The organism is Desulfobacter sp., from assembly GCA_028768525.1.
Lineage (GTDB): Bacteria > Desulfobacterota > Desulfobacteria > Desulfobacterales > Desulfobacteraceae > Desulfobacter.
Window position 1 is genome coordinate 2,111,454 of the sequence record CP054837.1, and the last position, 20,021, is coordinate 2,131,474.

The window sequence follows — 20,021 nt, forward strand, 5'->3', positions numbered from 1 at the left end:
CAATTTCCCTTAGGCTGCCGCACATAGAATTCGGGTTCAACCGTCAGATTCATATTTTGAGGATTGTGATAAACAAAAACAGCCGGTAAAAAGGGAAAGGATGTTCCTTATTTTACCGGCTGTTTTTTGTAATGTATTTACTGCTATTTTTTTATTAGAAGAGATACTGGAATCTTACACCCACGATGTCGAGGTCGTCATCACCGGCAAGATCGCCATCACTATCCGCATACTCGTCGTAATCAACATTGAGATAGTTCATTTTGATCATAAAATTATTGTTAATGTACCAGTTGAGCGCAATGGTAATTGCATCGGCGGAACCACCCTCAACACCTGCAGAAAGATCATTCAAATCAAGATTTGAATAACGCAGGGCAACTTCCCATGCCCCCCATTTGCCGGTGGGTACAATGGGGCCAAACTCGGCATCATCAAGATTGTAAGGACGCTGGTCATCTGTGATAAAATAGGAGACCATGGCATACCAGCCGTCAAATTCCGGTTCAGTATTGCCGGCGTAGCGGTTGAGCTCACTCTTCACGTATTCTGTCTGAAAGGAAAAATTATTCCATTTACCGGCGAGTTCAAGCCCGTAGGTAGTAATATCCTCAACCGCATCAATATCACCGGTATCAAGGAATTTATAATCTACAAAATGGGCTTCCGGTCTTACTTTAATCTTATACTCGTCACCATCACTTTTTGCCGGTTCATGATTCATATAGTTTAAACCAATGTGCAAAATGGTGCTGTTGTCATCCGTCACAATGGGGCGTCCCACCAAACGGGCTGAATAACCATAGGGTTCTGAGCGTTCTGCTTCTGAGGCGTATTCTTTGTCCTGGTCCAATTCATCGCCAAAGATGGAAAGGCCTGCAAAATAATACTTGTCCCAGTTCGTGGCACTGAATCCAATGCGCCTGCCAGGTGAAAAGGCATCGGAAACCATGGATCGTTCCATGAAAGTTATCCAGCGGGAGGTGGTCACTTCGTCCATATTGAAATTGGGTTTATGATTACCCAGTTTCAGTATGGTGTTGGGCAACCCATTGTAGGAAATCCACATGTCTTTGATATCAAGTTCTTCATCGGCAAAATCAAGATCAAATTCACCCGCCCAGTCTTTGTACATCTTGGTTTTCAACGCCAGGCGTAGACGGCGGAATTCAGTGTTGGCAAAAAGATTATTTTCTTCTTTACTGTTATTTACAGCACCTGTATCCAGCATCATTCTACCATCAATTTTGTATTCAAAATTACCATCGGCAGATGTCATTTTAAGATAACTTTTTTCATGACTTGCATCCAGTGCGACCTTTTGGGTGCCGAGGGCGTCATTTTCGTCATACGCTTCACTACCCTTAATTTCGGCAAGCTCTTTTTTGGCGTCCCGGGCCTCCTGCTGGGCGACTTTAAGCTGGTTCCCCAAATCAATAATCATCTTGTGCAACTGTTCGTTGGTCGGTACGCCTGCGTATGTTGCGGCAGGCATGCCAAGGGCAAGCATTGCAATGGATGCAAATAATACAATTAGCTTTCTCATCTCGCGTTCCTTTTCTTTTTTGGTTTAAAAAAAACGTTCTACCCATATTGTCAGGATCTATATAATGAATTGGACCGGGATTCTAATTATGAGCCCTGATGATATCTATAAGATTTCGTTATGACTGGTTATTATACAGGTCTAGGTCAGGTGTCTTGAGACTTGACAAAGAAGGTGTCTCTAAAGATCTCAAAAAAAATCACGGTTCAAAGCCCCGCAGCGATCCCCTTGACTCTAAACACCCAAAGACTGCCGCCAGCCCTACAAAGAGAACTTGGAGCAGGCTTTATCGAATTTTGAAGAAAGTGAGGCCAGTTGATGGCAGTGTTGTGCCACTTGTTCGGCAATGCGGACATTATCCTTGGTCACCCCTTCAATCTGGGTTACCCCCCTGACGAGTTGGGCCGTTGACTGGGCCTGGTCCCGTGTTGCGCCGACAATAAGGGTAAGTTCGTCCGAAGTGGCATTAAAATGCTGAACAATGGACAATAGAGATTTTTCCGTCAAATTTAAAACCTGGTTTCCCTCGGCTATTTTTTCAAGTGAAACCTTAAACAGGGCGTTGCTTTTCTGGGCGGCATTGGCACTGGAGGCGGCAAGGGTTTTCACTTCTTGTGCCACAACGGCGAAGCCCCGGCCCAGTTCTCTTGCCCTGGCAGCTTCTATGGTGGCATTCAAGGCAATAAGATTGGTCTGATCCGCGATATTGGTAATATCCTGCATGGTTGCTGAAATATCTTTCCCCGAAACGCTGATGGCTTCCAGGGCCCTGACCAATTCGCGCATCTGCTGTTTTCCATCCTCTGCCACATGGAGTGCGGTGGCGGCCCGGTCGTTCACACTTGACGAGGCCTGGGCAGTCTGTCTGGTCTGGTCTTCGATCCTATGGATGGCATCGCCAATAGATGCAATGGCATCGGACTGTTCCGAAGCGCCCCGGGCCAGGTTATCCCCATCCGATAGAATGACCGGGATTATATCGGAAAGCGTGGTGGCGGCAGACTCAATGGCCTGAATCAACACCTTGAGATTGTCAACCATCCCGGCCAGGGCATTGCCAAGGACATCCCTGGGGCCGGCGGGTATCACACCCCTGGACAGATCTCCGGAAGCAATGGCGCCGACATTTTCCACCAGCCCTTTCTGGATCTGTATCAGTCTGTCCATGGCCTGTCCCATCACACTCAGTTCGTCCTGCCCCCGGGTAAGCGAGGTCCGCGCCTGGTCATCCAGCCCGCTGAGTTCTATGTCGCCTGAAGAAAGATCTTTTATGGCGGTTACAACGGTATCAATTTTGCGGGTAACGGACTGGACCAGACGCAGTATCAGGGCGGAAACCAAGCCGATGGCCGCCAGGGCCACAATACAATTGGTGAGCACCAGTACATTGGCGGCCCTTTGAATTTCTTCCTTATCCGTGGCGCTGACAATATACCAGCCGGTCTTGGGATCCTGGTGGACATATACTAAATAGGTTTGCCCATACTCGGAAAAGGTAACCGGCCCGTCGGTTTCAGCCAGAAATTTATCAAGGTCCAGTTCCACAGGCTTTCCAGAGGCGAGGGCCCGGTGGGCCAGGACTTTGCCCTCTCGGGTTAAGATAAAGGCATTGGAGTTGGGATCGTTGCGAGTAATATCCACATATTGTTCATAAAATTCACCCAGCGGAATACTGATAAAGATCACCCCTTTTCCAGACGCCACTTTCAGGGCGAAGGTGACAAGGGGCTTGCCGTCCACCCGGCTGTTGCGGGGCTTGGAGATCACCACCCCGGACTGGTGGAGGGCCTCCTGGAAAAAAAGCATGTCTGAATACTCTTTTCCGATCCGGTTTTCATTGCTTCCGGCAATGGCAACGCCTTTCCAATCCAGCAGGGCAATGTTCCTGAAACCGAACTGGGATTTCATCTCTTTCCAATTCAAATTCAAATCGGGTCTGGCCGCAGGGTCTGATATGGCTTTTGCGACAAAAGGGCTGGCAGCAATGGAGGACAGCAGGTTTTCGTGAAATTCCCTCCAGTGGCTGACGTTCATGCCCATAAAGGCGCCGCTGCCTGCAATTTTCCTCTCTGCCGCCCGGGTCAGGGCCTTGAGGCTGCTGTGGGTCACAAAAAAGGAGGACACAACAAACCCGATGATGACGGCAGGGATCAGGATAATGAGAAACCTTATTTTTAGACTCCCGGACATCCGGCGTTTAAGCGTTCCGAACATATTACCTCTCAAAAATTACTATTATTTTCACAGGGCCGCACAGGACCAGTCCGACTCCGCCTTATTTGAATTCTTTATTGAAGACAGAAATTTTGGAACAGATCGGCGGGGGGAACATGCTGGCAGGGAGGGGCAGCAAGCTGCCCGGCCCAAGGAGGAAACCATTGGGCAGCTTGCCTGGCGGAGGGAACGGTCCGTGAACTACATCTTCAATACGTTTTTCGCAGCTTTCAGGTAGTTTACGTTTTCCAGTTCACCAATTTCCAGGGCCTTGATGGCTTTTTTCATTCCCTCATAATCTTCACTCTCCACACAGGCGGTTTCGATGAGGGCACCGTTAAAGAGGACTTTTCCGTATTCGCAGATCATGCCGTCCACGGAAAAGCCGTATCTTTCTTTTTGAACGTCAACGGCGGCAAGATCTGCATTGGTATCCACCATGGAGATAAATTCATCAAGGGTATATGTTGCCTTGTCCAGAACAACCTCGACGAGAAGGTTTTCAAAGATTTTTCCCAACTCTTCCCTGTTCACCGGGAACTGGAATTTTCCCCTGGGCTGGAAGACTTCGTATCCGTCCTGGGTTTCGCTTACTTTGGTTTTAATATCCAGCAGCCCGTCGCGGATCTTGACATTGGCCTCATTGGTGAGCCGGGAAACAATATACGTTTCGCTGCTGGTTCTGATTTTGAACAGCTTGGCCTGGGCTTTCCACATGGACTGGGTCACAATGTCCAGAATGTTCTGTCCAAATACTCTGAATTCAGCCCTGGGCACAAGTTTTTCTGCATCTTCCGCTGAGGTGGCTGCGTTTTTCTCAAATACATCTACCATGATTCTTACTCCGTTATTTTAGTTATGGGGTTATTTTTAAGGCCCTCCGGCATTTGCGCCCGGGCCAGTTTCTTTTCTAGGGCAGGGGGCGGGGATAGCGTCTTTTGGGACGTATACACCTCCTGCTGAAATACATTTTGAATAAAAAATAAAGATATGAAACTCACCACTGCGGCAATGACAGGGGTGGTGACCCATCCGCTGACAATTCCTCCCACGATCTTCCATTTCACGCTCCAAAAGCCTTTCTTTAGCAGGCCGATGCCGATAACAGCGCCCACCACAGCCTGGGAACTGGAAACCGGAACCAGGGGAATTGAGGGCAGGCCGTTGCTGGCCAGAAAGGTTTCCAGGGATTGGGAGGAAAAGAGGAAGAGGACGATGGAATGCGCCCACACCACAACGCTTGCCGCAACAGGGGTAAGCTCCACAATGCCTTCCCCCACGGTCATCATTACCTGTCTGGAATAGGTGAATACCCCCACGGCAATGGCGATGCCGCCGATGAGGAACAATTGCTGGGCCGGTGATAGGGAAAAGGGGCCGATAAAAAGCGTTTCAAAGGGGGATACCGGCAGAAATACGCCCATTACATTGGCGATATTATTGGCCCCCAGGGCATAGGATCCGCATATGCCGGCAACCAATAAGGACCATCTCGTATACAGATCCAGCCGGAACATGTGGATTCTGCATGTATTGATAAAAAGGGCGGACAACTGGTACAGGACAACCGCTATGATCCCGGAAAGCACCGGACAGACCAGCCAGGTCATGGCAATCTTGGTCAGGGCGGCCTGATCAACGGACGATCCCGAAAAAAGGTTCCATCCGATGATGGCCCCCACAATGGCCTGGGAGGTGGAGACGGGGAATCTGGCCTTGGTCATCAAATACACGCTCAAAGCCGCTGAAAACGCCACAATAAACGCCCCGGCAATGGCATTCACGGCCCCAAGCTTGCCCAGAGTATGCGAAGCGCCTGCCCCGCTCATCACGGCGCCTAAAATCACAAAGATACTGCAGCAGACGGCGGCCGTCCTGAACCTGACCATTTTGGAAGCCACTGCCGTACCAAACACATTGGATGCGTCGTTTGCCCCCAAAGACCACCCTAAGAAAAGGCCGGAGGTTAAGAAGAATGAAAACATGGGATTTTCCTAGAGGGTCCGTTTAATGACGTAAATGTTCATCCGGTCAGCGACATCCTCCGCCCGGTCAGAAATTTTCTCGATATGCCGGGCCAGATCGCTTAAAAGCATACGCTGGCTTAACCTTAAGTCCTCTTTCCTGAAAAGTGCGGCCCTCAGACGTGTTGATATCTTATCGCACTCCGTTTCCCAGAATGAGACCTTGTGCAGATGGTCCCTTACGGACGAAATATCGGCAAAAAAGGCCCGTGCCGATTTGACAATGGCCTCCACAGAGGCCACGACCCCATCAATCAGCTCGCTAAAGTCATTGACGAACTCAAGGTTTATTTCCGGGCGTTCGATTTCAAACCGCCACAGCGCACCCTTGAACCGGTCCAGCAGAGAATCCATGTTCTCCAGCAGTTCCAGTACATCCCCCCTGGATTCGGGGATAAGGGTTTTGGTGTGGAGGTGCTCGATGATGGTCCGCTTCAATTCGTCCCCCTTGTGTTCTATAACCGAGATATCCGCCAGCACGCTGTCGAAATTTTCATACTCTCCCGTGAGATAACACCGTGCACCCTTTTGAAAAACGAGCCCGGACCGGCTGACCTGGTCCATGAAGTCATTGATCTGCTTTTCAATACCGGTTTCCCGGCTGATAATATTGAATTTCATAACGGTGGTCCCTTTTGACATGACTCTGACCCAGGCTTTCAATTGACCCTTGCAGAGCGTTTATGTTAAGTTGCAAACAAACGGTCATTGTCTACCACGCGCCACTCCCCAATGTTAAATCATCATTAAAAATGGAGGCCATAAGCATTCATTATGAATCTCATGAACATTGATCACCTGAAATCCTTTTTCATGGTGGCCAAAGTCGGCAATTTCACCAAGGCCGCAAATGCCCTGTTTTTGACCCAACCGGCTGTGAGCCAGCATATCCAGGCCCTGGAACATTTCTACGATACGGTCCTCTTTGACAGGACCGGGAAAAAAATTATGCTGACCCGCCATGGAGAAATTCTTTTCGAACAGACAGAAGAATTGCTTATGAAATTCCAGGAAGTGGAGACCATTTTCATGGACATGAAAAACATGAGCCGGGGCCGGCTGGACATTGCTTCATCCGCCGTGATCAGCGCATATATGCTCCCCGACATCATTGGTCTTTACCATAGCACCTACCCGGATATTGAACTGAATCTTCGGGGGGGCAACACCCACAAGACCACCCTTATGGTCCTTGAGGGACAGGTGGATTTCGGGTTTGCCGCAGGACCTGCCAGCCGGTATCCTGAAGTTGAGGCGGTTTGTGTTCACCAGGAAAAGATGGTTGCCGTGGTATCGGGGAAGAGTCCCCTGGCTCAGAAATCTCAGGTTTCCATATCCGACCTCAAACGCATACCCTTTATCACCCGGGAACACGGCACTCAGACCCGGCAGATTGTCTCCGCCTGGTTTTCAGAGTACAAAACGGATAAATCCCATTTGAAATTCATAGAGCTTGAAAATGTGGAATCGGCAAAGCGGATCGTTGAAAAGGGATTCGGTATCACCGTTATCCCCGAATCCGCGGTAAAAAGGGAGTTGGCCTCAGGCCGGCTGGCCCGGGTCAACTTAAAGGGATTCGAGGGGAATGCGGCCTTTTACCTTCTCTACCACAAGTACAGGAACCTTTCCGTCGCCGCCAAAACCTTTTTATCCATGCTGCCGGAAATGTTTAACTGTGAGGAGACCCTGGCTTCAAAATTAAACATCCCTGCCCGGAAGGACATATCTTCAAAATAGCACCCCGGGGTGAAAAGACACTCCCGGGGCCGCATATGGTTCTCCCTTAAATTTAAAGCATCAAAACCGGGTACGGCCGCCAGGCATTCCTACCTGAATCATAAGAATTGATTATACCTTCCATAGGGGATTCGAATTTGACCCGACAGATACGGATCTTTTATATTTCGTAAAATCAGCTATGACAAATTTTAAATATAACAATAAAGATATAACAGGAGAAAATATGCCCAAATCAATCAACCAATATCTTCTCGAAGCGAGAACCAACATCAAGGACAAACCCATTGACCTTCTGGTCATGGGAAACGAGGCTGCAGACCTCGACTCTATGGCATCTGCAATTGTCTTTGCCTATATCCGGTCAAAAGCACAGCCCGATAAAACCATTGTCCCTCTCATGCCCATCGTGAGAGAAGATTTCAAACTCAGGACTGAAGCCGTATACGTATTTGAAAAGGCTCAAATTGATCTTGACTGTCTCATTTTCCTGGATGAAATGCCCCAGACCTTCATGGACCACGTAAACCGCATGGCCATTGTGGATCACAACAAACTGCCCGGCGCCTTTGAAGGCCACGGAGACAAAGTACAGATGATCGTGGACCACCACAAGGAAGAAGGGCTTTACGAGAATGCTGAGATCCGCGTCATTGAACCGGTAGGCTCGACAGCCTCCCTGGTGGGTGAAATGCTGATCAAAGAGTTTCCCAAGCTTATGGACGCCCAGATTGCCATGCTTCTTACGGGCACCATTCTTCTGGATACAGTGAATCTGGCTCCGGAAGCCGGGCGGGTTACAAATAAGGATACTGAGATCGCCCTCACCCTCATGAAACATTGCACCCTGGACCAGAATCCGTATTTTGAGGGGGTTCAGAAAGCCAAATTCGACACCGCCAGCCTGACGACAACCGACCTTTTGCGAAAGGACTACAAGGAATTTAAATTCGGGGATATCAGATGCGGCATTGCCTCTGCCCTGCTGTCCATGGCCCAATGGACAAAAAAAGACAATGAACTTTGCATCGGATTTGAAAGCTATGCACGCCGCCGGAATCTGGACGTACTCCTGTCCATGAATGCATATACAGATCCGGATTTTAACCGGGATCTTGCCGTTTATTGTATTGATGAGAGTGCCCATGACAAGCTGATCTCATTTCTCCAGAAAAAGGGGCTGGAACTGAAGAACCTCGTTTTTGACGGCCAAAAGCCCTGCCTGGAAGGCAAAATCACCTTCTATTCCCAGGCAAATCTCGGAATATCAAGAAAAAAACTGTCCCCTATGATGGATGACCACTTCACGGCTTAGCCTCCGCCAGGCCTCCGGACGACCTTTGTCCGGTGGCCTTTTTTCAATCTTGGACACCTCACTATTCCGTATATGCTATCCTTTCCCACGAAAAAATGATCCATGAATTTATAACCATCCACGGCAAGTTTCAGTTTGAAATCAAACAAAAACTGTTTTTCCGTCCGTCAGAGAAGAAGCGGAAGTATGAAATCGAGACGCTTTTTTTCATACCCAATTCTCTGGGGATAAATGAACGGAACTATACCAAGCAAATGTTTTACAGCCGGCTGAAAAATTATATTCGCTTAAGAATCCCTGACATGCCCGGCTCTGCACCTGCCCCCAACATCTTCATGGCAAAGGTCATTTCCGCCCTGGACCGGATCAATGAAAAAGATAGCAGGGCCACCCGGACCACCTACCGCCATGCCGTAAAAATATATGCCTTGATGGTAAAAAAACAATTGAGAATGGATGTCATTAAAGGGAAGGCACTGCCTGCCGAGGAGCTGAGCCCCCAGGTTCATGAGACCCTGAATAAGGCAGGCCTGGGCGCCGATCTTCTGCGAACCCATGAAACAACCCATGGTCATAAACTGGATAATGACTCACGCAGGGTCCTGACCTATTGCAACGAATATATCAGCATGTGCCTGGCTTATTATTTGTTTCGGCTTCTTGATCTGGCCTCCTGGAATTGTGAAGATGAAGATCACGCAAATCTTAGGGAAAAAATATTAAGCCGGATCCAAAGCGAGCTGGATTACCAAAAACTATTCGGCGACACCTCGGGAAAAGCCACCAATAGGGACAGCGAAACGCTGATCTATAAGTGGAATATACTAAAAAAATATGTCAGCAGCCCGCTTCATTTAGAAATCAGGCATAAAAAAGAAGGCACCCTCCTATTCCAGCTGATCTCGAGCCTGGCCGCTGCCTTGGCGATGATTTTTGCAACTGCCGTGGCATTTATTTGGCAGGACACCTACGGGGCACTCAGCCCACCGCTTTTCCTGGCCCTTGTCATCGGATATGTGTTTAAGGATCGGATGAAAGAGGCCATACGGAATTTTTTATCGGCAAAACTGAAAAGAACCCTCTCTGACCGGCAGCAATTTGTCTATCAGAATTTTTCAACCCTCATCGGAAGATGCCGTGAAAATTTTTATTTTATTGAGGATTCCCAAATTCCCAAATCCATAATGAAGCTCAGAAACAAAACCCATCTGGTGGATATTGAAAATTCCTTTAGGAGTGAAACCATTATGTATTACCGAAAAGAAATTTTGATGAAACCCAGGGCAATAGGTCAGGCCTGGGACGGTCTTATTGATATCACCCGCCTGAATATCAGCGACTTTCTCAATAATATGGACGACCCCAAGCATACCATGTATGTCCCTGATAAAGATTCCTACCAAAAGCTGTCAATCGATAAGGTTTACCACATGAACATGATCCGTTGCCACAGGATCGGGAATAAAAAAATCTGCAAACGATTCAGGATCGTATTCAACAGAGACGGCATCAAACGCATAGACCACATCATTCCCAATGAAGGGAGCGGTTCATAAGATATACTTATATATTCTACAATAGGTTATTATTTGTATTTGCAGGTCATATACGAGATAAAACGGATAAAAAAACAGCCGTGGCGCGCTCAAAGCATATAAACACCATAAGCGTAATGAAATTACAGGCCCATTTATTCAAGGGCCGCCCAAAGGAGAAAAAATGGGTCCGAAAATGATAACGGATACACCGGCGACCAGACAATTTGATCCACTGGACATGAGCAACTATACCCTCGAAAGGCTTCCCGTGCTGCCGACAGGCCCGATTATGGCACTGTTAAAAAAAATCGGCCTGCCCATGGCAGTGTTATTCTTCTGTTTCTTTCATTTCAAATTTTGCGGATCATTCGAGTCTTTTGAGGTGCAGACAAAAGTGCCGCCCCAAAGCTGTTATACCATGCTCGGCATCTTCGGTGCATCATTGATTCTCTGGATCACAGAGGCAATCCCCAACTACCTGACCTCCCTCATCCTGATCGTCTTGGTGGTCACCACCGGCATTGTTGAAGAGAAGACAGCCTATGCCTATTTCGGCCATAAGGTAATGATACTTAACATTGCAAGCTTTATCCTGGCCAGCATGCTTGTCTCCTGCGGCCTGGCAAAACGCATCGCGCTGAAATTCATTCTCAAGGCAGGCCACAAGGCAACCCCTGTTTTCTGGAGCTTTTTGCTCCTGAACATCATCCTTGGGGCCTTTGTCAGCGCAACAGCCGCAAAGGCGGCACTCTTAATGCCCCTGTTCATGGTGATCAGCGCCATTTACGGCGCCAACGGCGGTGACAACCGCAATAATTTCGGACGAAACCTTGTACTCCAGAACCTGCTTGGCATCAATGTTTCCTGCAGCGCCTATATGACAGGGTCTGCAGCAAACCTGGTTGCGGCGAGCATGCTCATCGGCGCCGGGGCGAATCTTTATTACATGGACTGGTTCATGGCGTTGGCCCCTTTGGCGCTGATCGTCTGCGCCTTTGGATGGTGGTTGGGAACACACTTTGTCTTTCCCCTTTCAGAAACCGAAAAATCGCCATCCATCAAGGGCGGCCTAAACCGCTTGCAGGAAGAATTGGACGGCATGGGACCGTTTTCGGTAAATGAGATAAAATCCGCGATTATCTTTCTATGCGTTCTCGCGCTATGGGCCACGGATAAACTCCACGGAATCAGCGCCACCGCGGCTGCATTGATCGGTGCAATCGCCGCATTGATGCCCGCTTTTTCAGGATTACCAAAAATCGGATCCATAAATTGGAACGACACCGATATTCCCTGGCATCTCCTATTGTTCAGTTTTGGTGCATATGTACTAGGCGGGGGGATAAAAACCACCAATATTGTTGCCATCGGCATTACCAACCTTTTTGAGGCCTTTGGCATTGGACAGGATGCCCCTAAACTCCTTATTTTTCTGCTGCTGAGCATTCTGTTTGCCTTCAGCTCAATACTCAATCAGAGCAAGACCGCCAGAACAATCATATTCTTTCCCATCATCATCGGTATCGCCCAGAAGTTTGGATGGGATGTTCTGGGATTTGGCCTGCCCATGGCCTTTCTCATCAACCAGGTTTATGTTTTGTATTTCAACAGCAAACCTGCCACGATTTGCTACCTGAGTAATCATTATTCCAGCTGGGAATCCTTCAAATACGGAATAATCATGCTCACAACCGTCTGTCTGCTGCTGATTCCATGGACCCAGTACATTATGCCATTAATGGGGTTTGACAGTCAGCTATGGTAAGAAAGACCATTTGCTGTCTTGCGTAAAGCCATTTGAATATCGGATCTATCCTTTTTTGCCTGGCCCGGGTGGGGTGGCTGTGCCATCAGATTGCGATTTTTTAGCGGGTCTCATGAAACGGAGCGAGAAAAGCCTTTTTATCTGAGGACCGAAGGCCGCAGTTGCAGGCTTTTCCGCGCAGAGGAATTAGACCCGCTTAGAATTGTTCAATCAGGCCTGCCATCCCATCCGGGCCGTTGGTCATTACACGTCAAAAATGGGGTATAGTGCGACGAATATTGATGGATTGAACCTTTGGAGGGGATTGGGCCCTGATACCGGTTCCGGTATCAGGGCTTGGGGATTGACCCGAATAGGGTTTAAGGGGTCAGCAGGACCTCGTCGGTCTCAAATTCCTGCTTTTTGATCTCGGTGAACATCCGGATCAGCCGGTCCTTGGTGAGTTTCTTTTTTTCTTCCCCCCGGACGTCGATGATGATCTGGCCCCCGTCCATCATGATCAGGCGGTTTCCGAACTCAATGGCATGGCCCATGTTGTGGGTGATCATAAGGGAAGTCAGCTGCCCCTCCTCAATGAACCGGGTGGTCTGTTCCATGACCATGGCGGCATTCCTGGGATCCAGGGCCGCGGTATGCTCGTCCAGCATGAGGATATCCGGTTTGGACATCACCGTCATCAAAAGGGTCAGGGCCTGGCGCTGGCCGCCGGAGAGGGAGGAAACGTTTTCCTTCATCCGGTCTTCCAGCCCCATATTCAAACAGCGGACCTCATCTTTAAACCGCTCCCGCATGGCCCGGTTCAGACTGATCCAGGGCCATTTAAATCCCTTTTGGGAGGTGATCATCATATTGTCCTCCAGGGTCATGTTGGAGGCGGTGCCGGCCAGGGGATCCTGGAATATCCGGCCGATATATGCCGCCCGCTTGTACTCGGGCAGGCCGGTGACATCCTTTCCCTTGATAAAAATATTTCCCAGGCTGGGGGAAAGGGCCCCGGAAATCAGGTTGAACAGGGTGGTCTTGCCGGCCCCGTTGGATCCGATGATGGTGAGGAAATCCCCGGGTTCCAGTTTAAGGTTCAGGTCCCTGATGACGGTTTTCTCCCCCGGTGTGCCCGGATGGAAGGTCTTGGATATGTTCTTGAGTTCAATCATGCGCCCCCCTTCTGCTGTATGCGTTTGAAATTGGCCACGGCCAGGGAGACGATGATCAGCAGGCCGGTGATGAGTTTCAGGTCGTTGGGGGTCATGTTGATGTAATAGCCGTAATACCGGCCCAGGTACATGATGCCCTTGAAAAGAATGGCTCCCAGAATCACCCTCAGGGTGAGAATGGAAATCCGGTTGGATTTGAGCAAAAATTCACCCAGCATCACCGAGGCCAGGCCCGAGACCACGATACCCTGGCCCAGGTTGACGTCGGCAAAGCCCTGGTACTGTGCGGCAAAGGCCCCGGACAGGGCAACCAGTCCGTTGGAGATGCCCACGCCGATGAGCTTGAGGGTGGCCGGGTTCACCCCCTGGACCCGGACCATCTGCTCGTTGTTGCCCAGGGCCCCGAAAACCAGGCCCATATCCGTTAAAAAAAACAGGTCCAGGAGAAATTTGATGGCCAGGACCACCAGGATAAAAAAGATCAGGGAGGCGTATTCAGGGGCCATAACCCCCTGGGCCAGTCCGTGGACCTTGGTCAGCAGGGTGTCAATGCGCAGCAGCGGCAGGTTGGCCTTGTTGGAGAGGATCCGGATATTCACCGAATAAAGCATGGTCATGGTCAAAATCCCGGCCAGCAGGTGGGGGACCTTGAGCTTGTTGTGAATGGCGGCCGTGATGAATCCGGCCAGCAGCCCGCCGGCAAAAGCCAGAACCAGGCAGGTGACAGGGCTGATTCCCTGGTGGAGGCCGGCGGCCATGATCACCGCCCCCATGGGAAAGGAGCCGTCAACGGTGAGGTCGGGGAAATCCAGTACCCTGAAGGTAAAAAACACCCCCAGGGCCATGATGGCGTAAATCAGCCCTTCTACAAAAATTCCTTCTATCATTTTTCGCAGCTTTTATATTGAGACGCGGCAGGCCCTTATCCGGCCCGCCGCCGAAAGGTTACTATTTGGACGTGAGCTTGCCGTTTTCGATGATCTTATTGGCGGTTTCCACAATCGTTTCAGGAATGACCAGCCCCAGTTTGGCGGCCACATCCAGATTGATGAGCAGGTCCACGTCGGAGGGGTCTGTCATATAAATGGTGGGGATTTCTTCAGGTTTGGCGCCGTTGATGATATCGGCGGCCACCCGGCCTGTCACCCGCCCCATTTTATAGTAGTCGAATCCCCAGGCCGCCAGCACATCGTTGCTCTCTGCGGAACTGGGGTCGGCGGACATCACCGGAATCTTATGCTTCATGGCCACGGCGGTGACGGCGGCCAGGGCGGAGAACACCGTATTGTCGTTGCTCAGGTAGATCCCGTCCACCCTGGGGGCGATGGTCTGAACAGCCTGTTTCACCTCGGCGGAGTTGGTCACCGTGGTTTCAACGAATTTAATCCCCAGCTCCTTGCAGACCGCCTTGGCAATCCCGGCCAGGGCAACGGCATTGGCTTCGCCGGAGCAGTAGACATGGCCCAGGGTTTTGATGGGCTTGATCCGGTTGAGCAGCATGATCTGCTCCTTTACCGGGGTCATGTCCGAGGTGCCGGTCACGCCCTTTTCCCCGTGCTTCACGGATCTCACCAGCCCCGCCCCTTCAGGGTCGGTCACGGCGCAGAAGAGCACGGGCCGGTTCTTGATGGTATTCACCAGGGCCTGGGCCGTGGGGGTGGCGATGCCCACGGCAATATCCACCTTTTCCGCCTTGAATTTCTGTGCGATGGAGGCGGCCGTGGACATCTCTCCGTTGGCGTTCTGCAGGTCGAACCGGGCATTGGGAAAGGTTTCCTTCACCCCGTCCTGAACCCCCTGTTCCAGGGCATCCAGGGCCGGGTGGGCCACAATCTTTGAAATGCCGATATATACCTGTTTTTCAGCCTGCACAGGGGACAAACACATGGCTGCGGACAAAAGGACGGCCGCCGCTGTCAGCATTATTTTTTTCATCAGGACAATTATCCTCCTCAGATTATTAAGCAATCACTGTATATTTCTATGTACAATAACAGGCGTATTCTATACGGCCCATATAAAAATGCAAGCCATAATTTGACCACCATAGCCAGAGAGGCATAGCTGTATCCTTTTGATACAAACATTTCTGTCCCATGAAACATCTCCTTAACGCTGTCTCTTTTCCAAAAAGCATGGTATTTTAATTAATACCCGCCCGGGATTCTATCCAAGCTCACGGAATAGAATTATTGGCATATAATGTGCAGAACCATTTGAATTATTTATTTTAATTTAATACAGGTCAAACGATCGTAAAAAAATGGGGGCATTATGGTTTCAAAATGGATGGGAAATCTGTCAATCGGAAAAAAATTAATCGGCAGTTTTATGTTCGTATCCCTGATTGTGGTGTTGGTCGGCGGCATCGGCTTTATACGGATATCTAGCACCATTTTCCAGGTGACCGACATGGTCGAAGATGATATCCGATTTCTTGAAAAAGCGGAGGAACTGAAAATCCTCGCACTGCAGCACCGGCGATACGAAAAGGATTTTTTCCTGAATATCGGAAAAAAAGAGAAACAAAACGGATACATAAAAAAATTCCAAGGTGTTGAGAAAAAAACCTCCGCCCTTATTGATGAAATGGACAGGATGGCCAAAACCGATCCCCACCTTTCCGATGAAATAAAGAAAGCCGTCCTGGATGCCCAGGCATCGTATACAAAATATGCAACAGGATTTTTAGGGCTGACAAAAACCATTTTGGCGGATGATACAATCACCCCCCAGAAGGCAAACGGGCTGATGAAACCCCTTAAGGATTACATCTATACATTTGAGTCCAGCGTCGAGGTGTTATCCACCGCCGGTCGCGAAATGGTGCATCATGTTTCAGAGGGTATTGTTTACAAGGGAAAAAGGTCCCGTATTGTTATCGGCGCCCTATTGATTGTCGGCGTCTGTGTCAGTATTTTTTTCGGGATTATCATTTCATTAATTATCAAAAAACCCATCAACGCCGCCATGGAATTTGCCAATACCCTTGCCAAAGGGGACCTCACCCAACGGCTTGAAATCGACCAGAAGGACGAAATCGGAAGGCTGTTAAACGCATTGAACTCAATGTCCAAAAGCCTGCACCAGATTTTCCAGGATATCTCAACAGGGGTCCACACCCTGACCTCATCGTCCACCGCATTGTCATCGGTTTCGGAGCAGATCAATGCCAACTCCACCCAGACCGCTGAAAAATCAACCAGTGTTGCCGCCGCAGCCGAGGAGATGACAACCAATATGAACAGCGTTGCCGCCGCAACGGAACAGACAACGGCCAATATTCAGATGATTGTCTCTGCATCTGAAGAAATGACAGCCACCATCAATGAAATTGCCAACAATACATCCAAAGGCAGTGAAACCACTTCCCTGGCGGTTAAAACGGCCCAGGAGGTTTCCGACAAAGTGGACAGGCTTGGCAGTTCCGCTTCGGATATCAGCAAGGTGACTGAAACCATTTCCGAAATCTCGGAACAGACCAATCTTCTTGCGTTGAATGCCACCATAGAGGCGGCACGGGCAGGAGAGGCCGGAAAAGGGTTTGCCGTTGTGGCCGGAGAAATAAAGGCGCTGGCCCAGCAGACCGCCGAGGCCACCCGTGAGATCAATGAGAAAATTACAGGCGTGCAGACCATTACGGCTGAATCCATTGAAGCCATCGAAGCCATTGTTACTGTAATCAATGATATCAATGACATCGTGACAACCGTGGCCACGGCCATTGAGGAACAGTCCGCCACGACCCAGGAAATTTCAAACAACGTGAGCCAGGCCGCCGCAGGGGTCCAGGAAGTCAATGAGAGCGTCAACCAGACATCGGCGGTGTCCGGAGAAGTCTCCCAGGATATTGCCCAGGTGAGCCAGGCCGCAGGAGAAATAAGCGACGGCAGCCAGACCGTGAGCGCCAGTGCCGCCGAACTGACGAATCTGGCAGAAAGCCTGAATAAAATGGTTGCCCAGTTTAAACTATAAGACCGCAAAAAGAGCGGTCTGGACATTTCCGGCGGGCAGGTATCTTTAAGAGACGTCCTGCCCTGCCAGCGCCGGATCTGCCGCCTGCCCCCCCATTGATGCCGGCCCCTGGAAACGGGCCGGCATTTTTAATGGCAGGGTCTATTTCATCCGGTAGGTATAGGTCATCATGATCTGGTTGCGGTCTTCCATATTCAGGGCCGCTTCCAGTCCCGGACAGTCCAGGCTGACGTTGATGGCCTCCTTGGTCATGCGGATGCCCATGGGATTTTTTTCGGTCATGGTTGTGGCCAGGGCCTGGGCCGTGGATATCATCTCCTCTTTGGGGACCACCCGTGAGGCGAACCCCAGGTCCAGGGCGGTCTTTGCATCCATCCAATTGCCGGTGAGCAGGTATTCGTAGGCCCGGCCGGCGCCGATGAGCCGGGGCAGAAAATAGGAGGAGGCCATGTCCGCGCCCCCCAGGCCGATATTGATATAGGCTGCTGAGAACCGGGCGTCCTCTGCCAGGATGCGGATATCCGAGGCCATGGCCAGGGAAAAGCCGATGCCCGCTGCCGCGCCGTGGACACAGGAGATAACGGGCTGGGGAATCTGGCGCATTCCCAGAAAGAGCCGGCTCATGCGGACCTGGGCGTTATAGGCCTGGACCGGGCTCATCTTGAAAATCTCGGGGGCGTATGTGTTTGTGTCCAGGCCGGCACAGAACCCCTTGGCCTCGCCGCCGTCCAGGATGATCACCCGGGTCTCCTCGTCATACCGCCGCTCCCTCAAAAATGCCTCAAAGGCCTCCACCATGGGATGGTCAAAGGCGTTGTAGGATGAGGGGCGGTTCAGGGTCATTCGGCCGATGCCGTTCTCTGTTTTAAAATGAAAGGGGGCGTCTCCGGTGTTATTTTCAGTCATTTTATATGTCCTTATTATTAATCGGTGAACAGGTCGTCAGCCAGGGTACAGGCCATCTGGGTGCTTTTTTCAAGGGTGACGGCAATGGAAATTATCTTGGTCAGTTCATAGGTATAAAAATACCGGGCCGTGGCCAGCTTGCCCTCAAGGAAGCGTTTTTCCTTTTTCCCGGGCTTGCCCGTGGCAAGGGCCCCGGCAGCGGCAGTGGCCATGGTGAGCCACTGCCAGGCAATCACCGTGATCCCGAACATCTCAAGGAAGGGGGTGGCGTCGGCCAGGAAGGGTTCCGGCCCCTTTTCCATGGCGATTCCACCCAGGGCCATGGCGGTCTTTTCCACCCGGGCCAGTGCGGTTTCCAGTTCATCGGCCATGGCCGCCAGGGAAAAGTCAGCCCCCGCTTCGGGCAGGTCCGCCCCCCTTGCACCGTCAATGGCATCTGAGATTTCTTCTTTGAGCAGTTGAAGGGCCCTGCCGTTCTCCATCACCAGTTTCCGGCCCAAAAGATCCATGGCCTGGATCCCGGTGGTGCCTTCGTGGATGGGATGGATGCGCATGTCCCTGAAGTGCTGCTCCACCGGGAAATCCTCGCAGTATCCGTATCCTCCGAAACACTGGATGGCCGCCGAGGTGGATAGTATGCCCATCTCAGACGGATAGGTTTTGGCCACCGGGGTGAGCAGTTCCAGCAGCAGGTGGCAGTCCCTGGCCTGGGGATTCTGGAGATGGATATCCTCGTACATGCCGCAGTGAAGGATAAGGGAAAGGGACCCTTCCACCACGGCCCGCTGGAGCAGAAGCATCCGCTTCACATCGGGGTGCCGGATGATGGGCACCGGTTCCGATCCTTTGGGTGCGGTGAGGGGACGGCCCTGGCAGCGGGTGCGGCTGTATTCAAGGGCGGCATGGTAGGCGGCCGAGGCAATGGCCGTGGCGCCCATGCCCACCTCCAGCCGGGCCCCGTTCATCATCTGGAACATATAGGAAAGCCCTTGGTGGGGCTCCCCCACCAGCCAGCCCGTACAGTCATTTTTCTCCCCCATGCGCAGCCCGGTGATGGGGGCGCCCCGGTATCCCAGCTTGTGAAAAACCTGGGTGACGGTAACATCGTTGGGAATCAGGCTTCCGTCCCCTGCCGGCCGCAGCTTGGGCACGGCAAAAAGCGAGATCCCCTTCACCCCGGGTTTGGCCCCTTCCATCCGGGCCAGCATGAGGTGGACCACATTGTCCACCCCGTCGTGGTCACCGGCGGAGATGAAAATTTTTTCACCTGAAATATGATAGGTACCGTCTTCCCGAAGGACGGCGGTGGTGACGATATCCCCCAGGGAAGAGCCCGCCTCCGGCTCGGTCAGGGCCATGGTCCCCTGCCACCGTCCTTCCAGCATGGGGGGGATGAATCTTTCCTGGAGTTCCGCCGACCCGAAGCTGTGCAGGAGCTTTGCCGCCCCCATGGTCAGGCCGTGGTATACGGCCGCCGAATAATTGGCCGAGGCAAAGATAAAATTAATGCAGTGCAGGAGGGAGGCGGGCATATTCTCCCCCTCCCATTTTTCCGGGAAGGGGGCGGATATCCACCCGTCCCTGCCCAGTGTTTCCAGCATGGGCCGCACCCCGGGATGAACCAATACCCGGCCCTTTTCCAGGGCCGGGGACATCCGGTCCATCTCCTCGAACATGGGCCGCATGATTTTATTGCCGATGTCCAGGGCGGCCTTGAACACCATGTCCATGGTTTTGGAGGGATGCCCCTTAAAGATGTCTCCGGCCCGGTCCCGGTGGCGGCTCTGCCGTGAGTCCAGGGTAAATTTAAGGTTCTGCATGCTCATGAATTTATCTGCCATGGCCAC

At 51.1% G+C, this 20,021-nt stretch carries 15 protein-coding genes; 5 read left to right on the top strand and 10 right to left on the bottom strand.

Going from position 1 to position 20,021, the window contains the following annotated elements; genetic code table 11:
- Positions 1-154: 154 nt before the first annotated feature.
- The 5 genes from HUN04_09740 to HUN04_09760 all read right to left on the bottom strand — a co-directional run bounded on the left by HUN04_09740 (position 155) and on the right by HUN04_09760 (position 6,405).
- Positions 155-1,546 (bottom strand): hypothetical protein, encoded by a 1,392-nt coding sequence (locus tag HUN04_09740; GenBank protein ID WDP89973.1) that lies wholly within the window; start codon positions 1,544-1,546, stop codon positions 155-157.
- 261 nt (positions 1,547-1,807) lie between these two features.
- Positions 1,808-3,760 carry a methyl-accepting chemotaxis protein gene (locus tag HUN04_09745; protein WDP89974.1) on the bottom strand — a complete coding sequence of 651 codons (1,953 nt, stop codon included), beginning with the start codon at positions 3,758-3,760 and terminating at the stop codon, positions 1,808-1,810.
- A gap of 201 nt (positions 3,761-3,961) precedes the next feature.
- A complete protein-coding gene (locus tag HUN04_09750; GenBank protein ID WDP89975.1) occupies positions 3,962-4,594 on the bottom strand; it encodes a hypothetical protein in 633 nt (210 codons plus the stop codon).
- Between the two features lie 5 nt (positions 4,595-4,599).
- Positions 4,600-5,745, bottom strand: coding sequence for an inorganic phosphate transporter (locus HUN04_09755; GenBank protein ID WDP89976.1), 1,146 nt, complete (start codon positions 5,743-5,745; stop codon positions 4,600-4,602).
- 9 nt (positions 5,746-5,754) lie between these two features.
- The gene (locus HUN04_09760; GenBank protein ID WDP89977.1) at positions 5,755-6,405 is read right to left on the bottom strand and encodes a DUF47 family protein; all 651 of its coding nucleotides are present in this window, start codon (positions 6,403-6,405) and stop codon (positions 5,755-5,757) included.
- Positions 6,406-6,567: 162 nt separating this feature from the next.
- On the opposite strand from HUN04_09760, the gene HUN04_09765 reads away from it, so the two are divergent.
- The 4 genes from HUN04_09765 (at position 6,568) to HUN04_09780 (ending at position 12,139) form a co-directional block, all read left to right on the top strand.
- Positions 6,568-7,521, top strand: a complete 954-nt coding sequence (locus HUN04_09765) for a LysR family transcriptional regulator (protein ID WDP89978.1) — start codon at positions 6,568-6,570, stop codon at positions 7,519-7,521.
- A 226-nt stretch (positions 7,522-7,747) separates the two neighbouring features.
- On the top strand, positions 7,748-8,836 hold the full coding sequence (locus tag HUN04_09770; GenBank protein WDP89979.1) for a DHH family phosphoesterase: 1,089 nt from the start codon (positions 7,748-7,750) through the stop codon (positions 8,834-8,836).
- A 95-nt stretch (positions 8,837-8,931) separates the two neighbouring features.
- Positions 8,932-10,392 (top strand): hypothetical protein, encoded by a 1,461-nt coding sequence (locus HUN04_09775; protein ID WDP89980.1) that lies wholly within the window; start codon positions 8,932-8,934, stop codon positions 10,390-10,392.
- A 178-nt stretch (positions 10,393-10,570) separates the two neighbouring features.
- A complete protein-coding gene (locus HUN04_09780) occupies positions 10,571-12,139 on the top strand; it encodes an anion permease (protein ID WDP93237.1) in 1,569 nt (522 codons plus the stop codon).
- Positions 12,140-12,498: 359 nt separating this feature from the next.
- Here the strand turns inward: HUN04_09780 and HUN04_09785 are convergent, their stop codons facing one another.
- The 3 genes from HUN04_09785 to HUN04_09795 form a co-directional block, all read right to left on the bottom strand.
- On the bottom strand, positions 12,499-13,293 hold the full coding sequence (locus HUN04_09785) for an ATP-binding cassette domain-containing protein (GenBank protein ID WDP89981.1): 795 nt from the start codon (positions 13,291-13,293) through the stop codon (positions 12,499-12,501).
- Positions 13,290-14,180 carry an ABC transporter permease gene (locus HUN04_09790; protein ID WDP89982.1) on the bottom strand — a complete coding sequence of 297 codons (891 nt, stop codon included), beginning with the start codon at positions 14,178-14,180 and terminating at the stop codon, positions 13,290-13,292. The genes HUN04_09785 and HUN04_09790 overlap by 4 nt, the downstream gene beginning before the upstream one ends.
- Before the next feature lie 61 nt (positions 14,181-14,241).
- A complete protein-coding gene (locus HUN04_09795; protein ID WDP89983.1) occupies positions 14,242-15,228 on the bottom strand; it encodes an ABC transporter substrate-binding protein in 987 nt (328 codons plus the stop codon).
- A gap of 339 nt (positions 15,229-15,567) precedes the next feature.
- On the opposite strand from HUN04_09795, the gene HUN04_09800 reads away from it, so the two are divergent.
- Positions 15,568-17,268: a methyl-accepting chemotaxis protein gene (locus HUN04_09800; protein ID WDP89984.1), complete on the top strand. Its 1,701-nt coding sequence runs from the start codon at positions 15,568-15,570 to the stop codon at positions 17,266-17,268.
- Between the two features lie 141 nt (positions 17,269-17,409).
- Here the strand turns inward: HUN04_09800 and HUN04_09805 are convergent, their stop codons facing one another.
- Both HUN04_09805 and HUN04_09810 read right to left on the bottom strand, forming a co-directional pair.
- Positions 17,410-18,174, bottom strand: coding sequence for an enoyl-CoA hydratase/isomerase family protein (locus HUN04_09805; protein ID WDP89985.1), 765 nt, complete (start codon positions 18,172-18,174; stop codon positions 17,410-17,412).
- Positions 18,175-18,191: 17 nt separating this feature from the next.
- Complete coding sequence (locus HUN04_09810) at positions 18,192-20,015, bottom strand: acyl-CoA dehydrogenase (GenBank protein WDP89986.1); 1,824 nt, start codon at positions 20,013-20,015, stop codon at positions 18,192-18,194.
- Positions 20,016-20,021: the final 6 nt, after the last annotated feature.

Bases quoted from the DNA above. Each gene is read 5' to 3' on its own strand.
- HUN04_09785 (WDP89981.1), bottom strand. From the start codon at position 13,293: ATGATTGAACTCAAGAACATATCCAAGACCTTCCATCCGGGCACACCG.
- HUN04_09805 (WDP89985.1), bottom strand. From the start codon at position 18,174: ATGACTGAAAATAACACCGGAGACGCCCCCTTTCATTTTAAAACAGAG.
- HUN04_09790 (WDP89982.1), bottom strand. From the start codon at position 14,180: ATGATAGAAGGAATTTTTGTAGAAGGGCTGATTTACGCCATCATGGCC.
- HUN04_09795 (WDP89983.1), bottom strand. From the start codon at position 15,228: ATGAAAAAAATAATGCTGACAGCGGCGGCCGTCCTTTTGTCCGCAGCC.
- HUN04_09800 (WDP89984.1), top strand. From the start codon at position 15,568: ATGGTTTCAAAATGGATGGGAAATCTGTCAATCGGAAAAAAATTAATC.
- HUN04_09745 (WDP89974.1), bottom strand. From the start codon at position 3,760: ATGTTCGGAACGCTTAAACGCCGGATGTCCGGGAGTCTAAAAATAAGG.
- HUN04_09775 (WDP89980.1), top strand. From the start codon at position 8,932: ATGATCCATGAATTTATAACCATCCACGGCAAGTTTCAGTTTGAAATC.
- HUN04_09760 (WDP89977.1), bottom strand. From the start codon at position 6,405: ATGAAATTCAATATTATCAGCCGGGAAACCGGTATTGAAAAGCAGATC.
- HUN04_09765 (WDP89978.1), top strand. From the start codon at position 6,568: ATGAACATTGATCACCTGAAATCCTTTTTCATGGTGGCCAAAGTCGGC.
- HUN04_09810 (WDP89986.1), bottom strand. From the start codon at position 20,015: ATGGCAGATAAATTCATGAGCATGCAGAACCTTAAATTTACCCTGGAC.
- HUN04_09750 (WDP89975.1), bottom strand. From the start codon at position 4,594: ATGGTAGATGTATTTGAGAAAAACGCAGCCACCTCAGCGGAAGATGCA.
- HUN04_09740 (WDP89973.1), bottom strand. From the start codon at position 1,546: ATGAGAAAGCTAATTGTATTATTTGCATCCATTGCAATGCTTGCCCTT.
- HUN04_09755 (WDP89976.1), bottom strand. From the start codon at position 5,745: ATGTTTTCATTCTTCTTAACCTCCGGCCTTTTCTTAGGGTGGTCTTTG.
- HUN04_09770 (WDP89979.1), top strand. From the start codon at position 7,748: ATGCCCAAATCAATCAACCAATATCTTCTCGAAGCGAGAACCAACATC.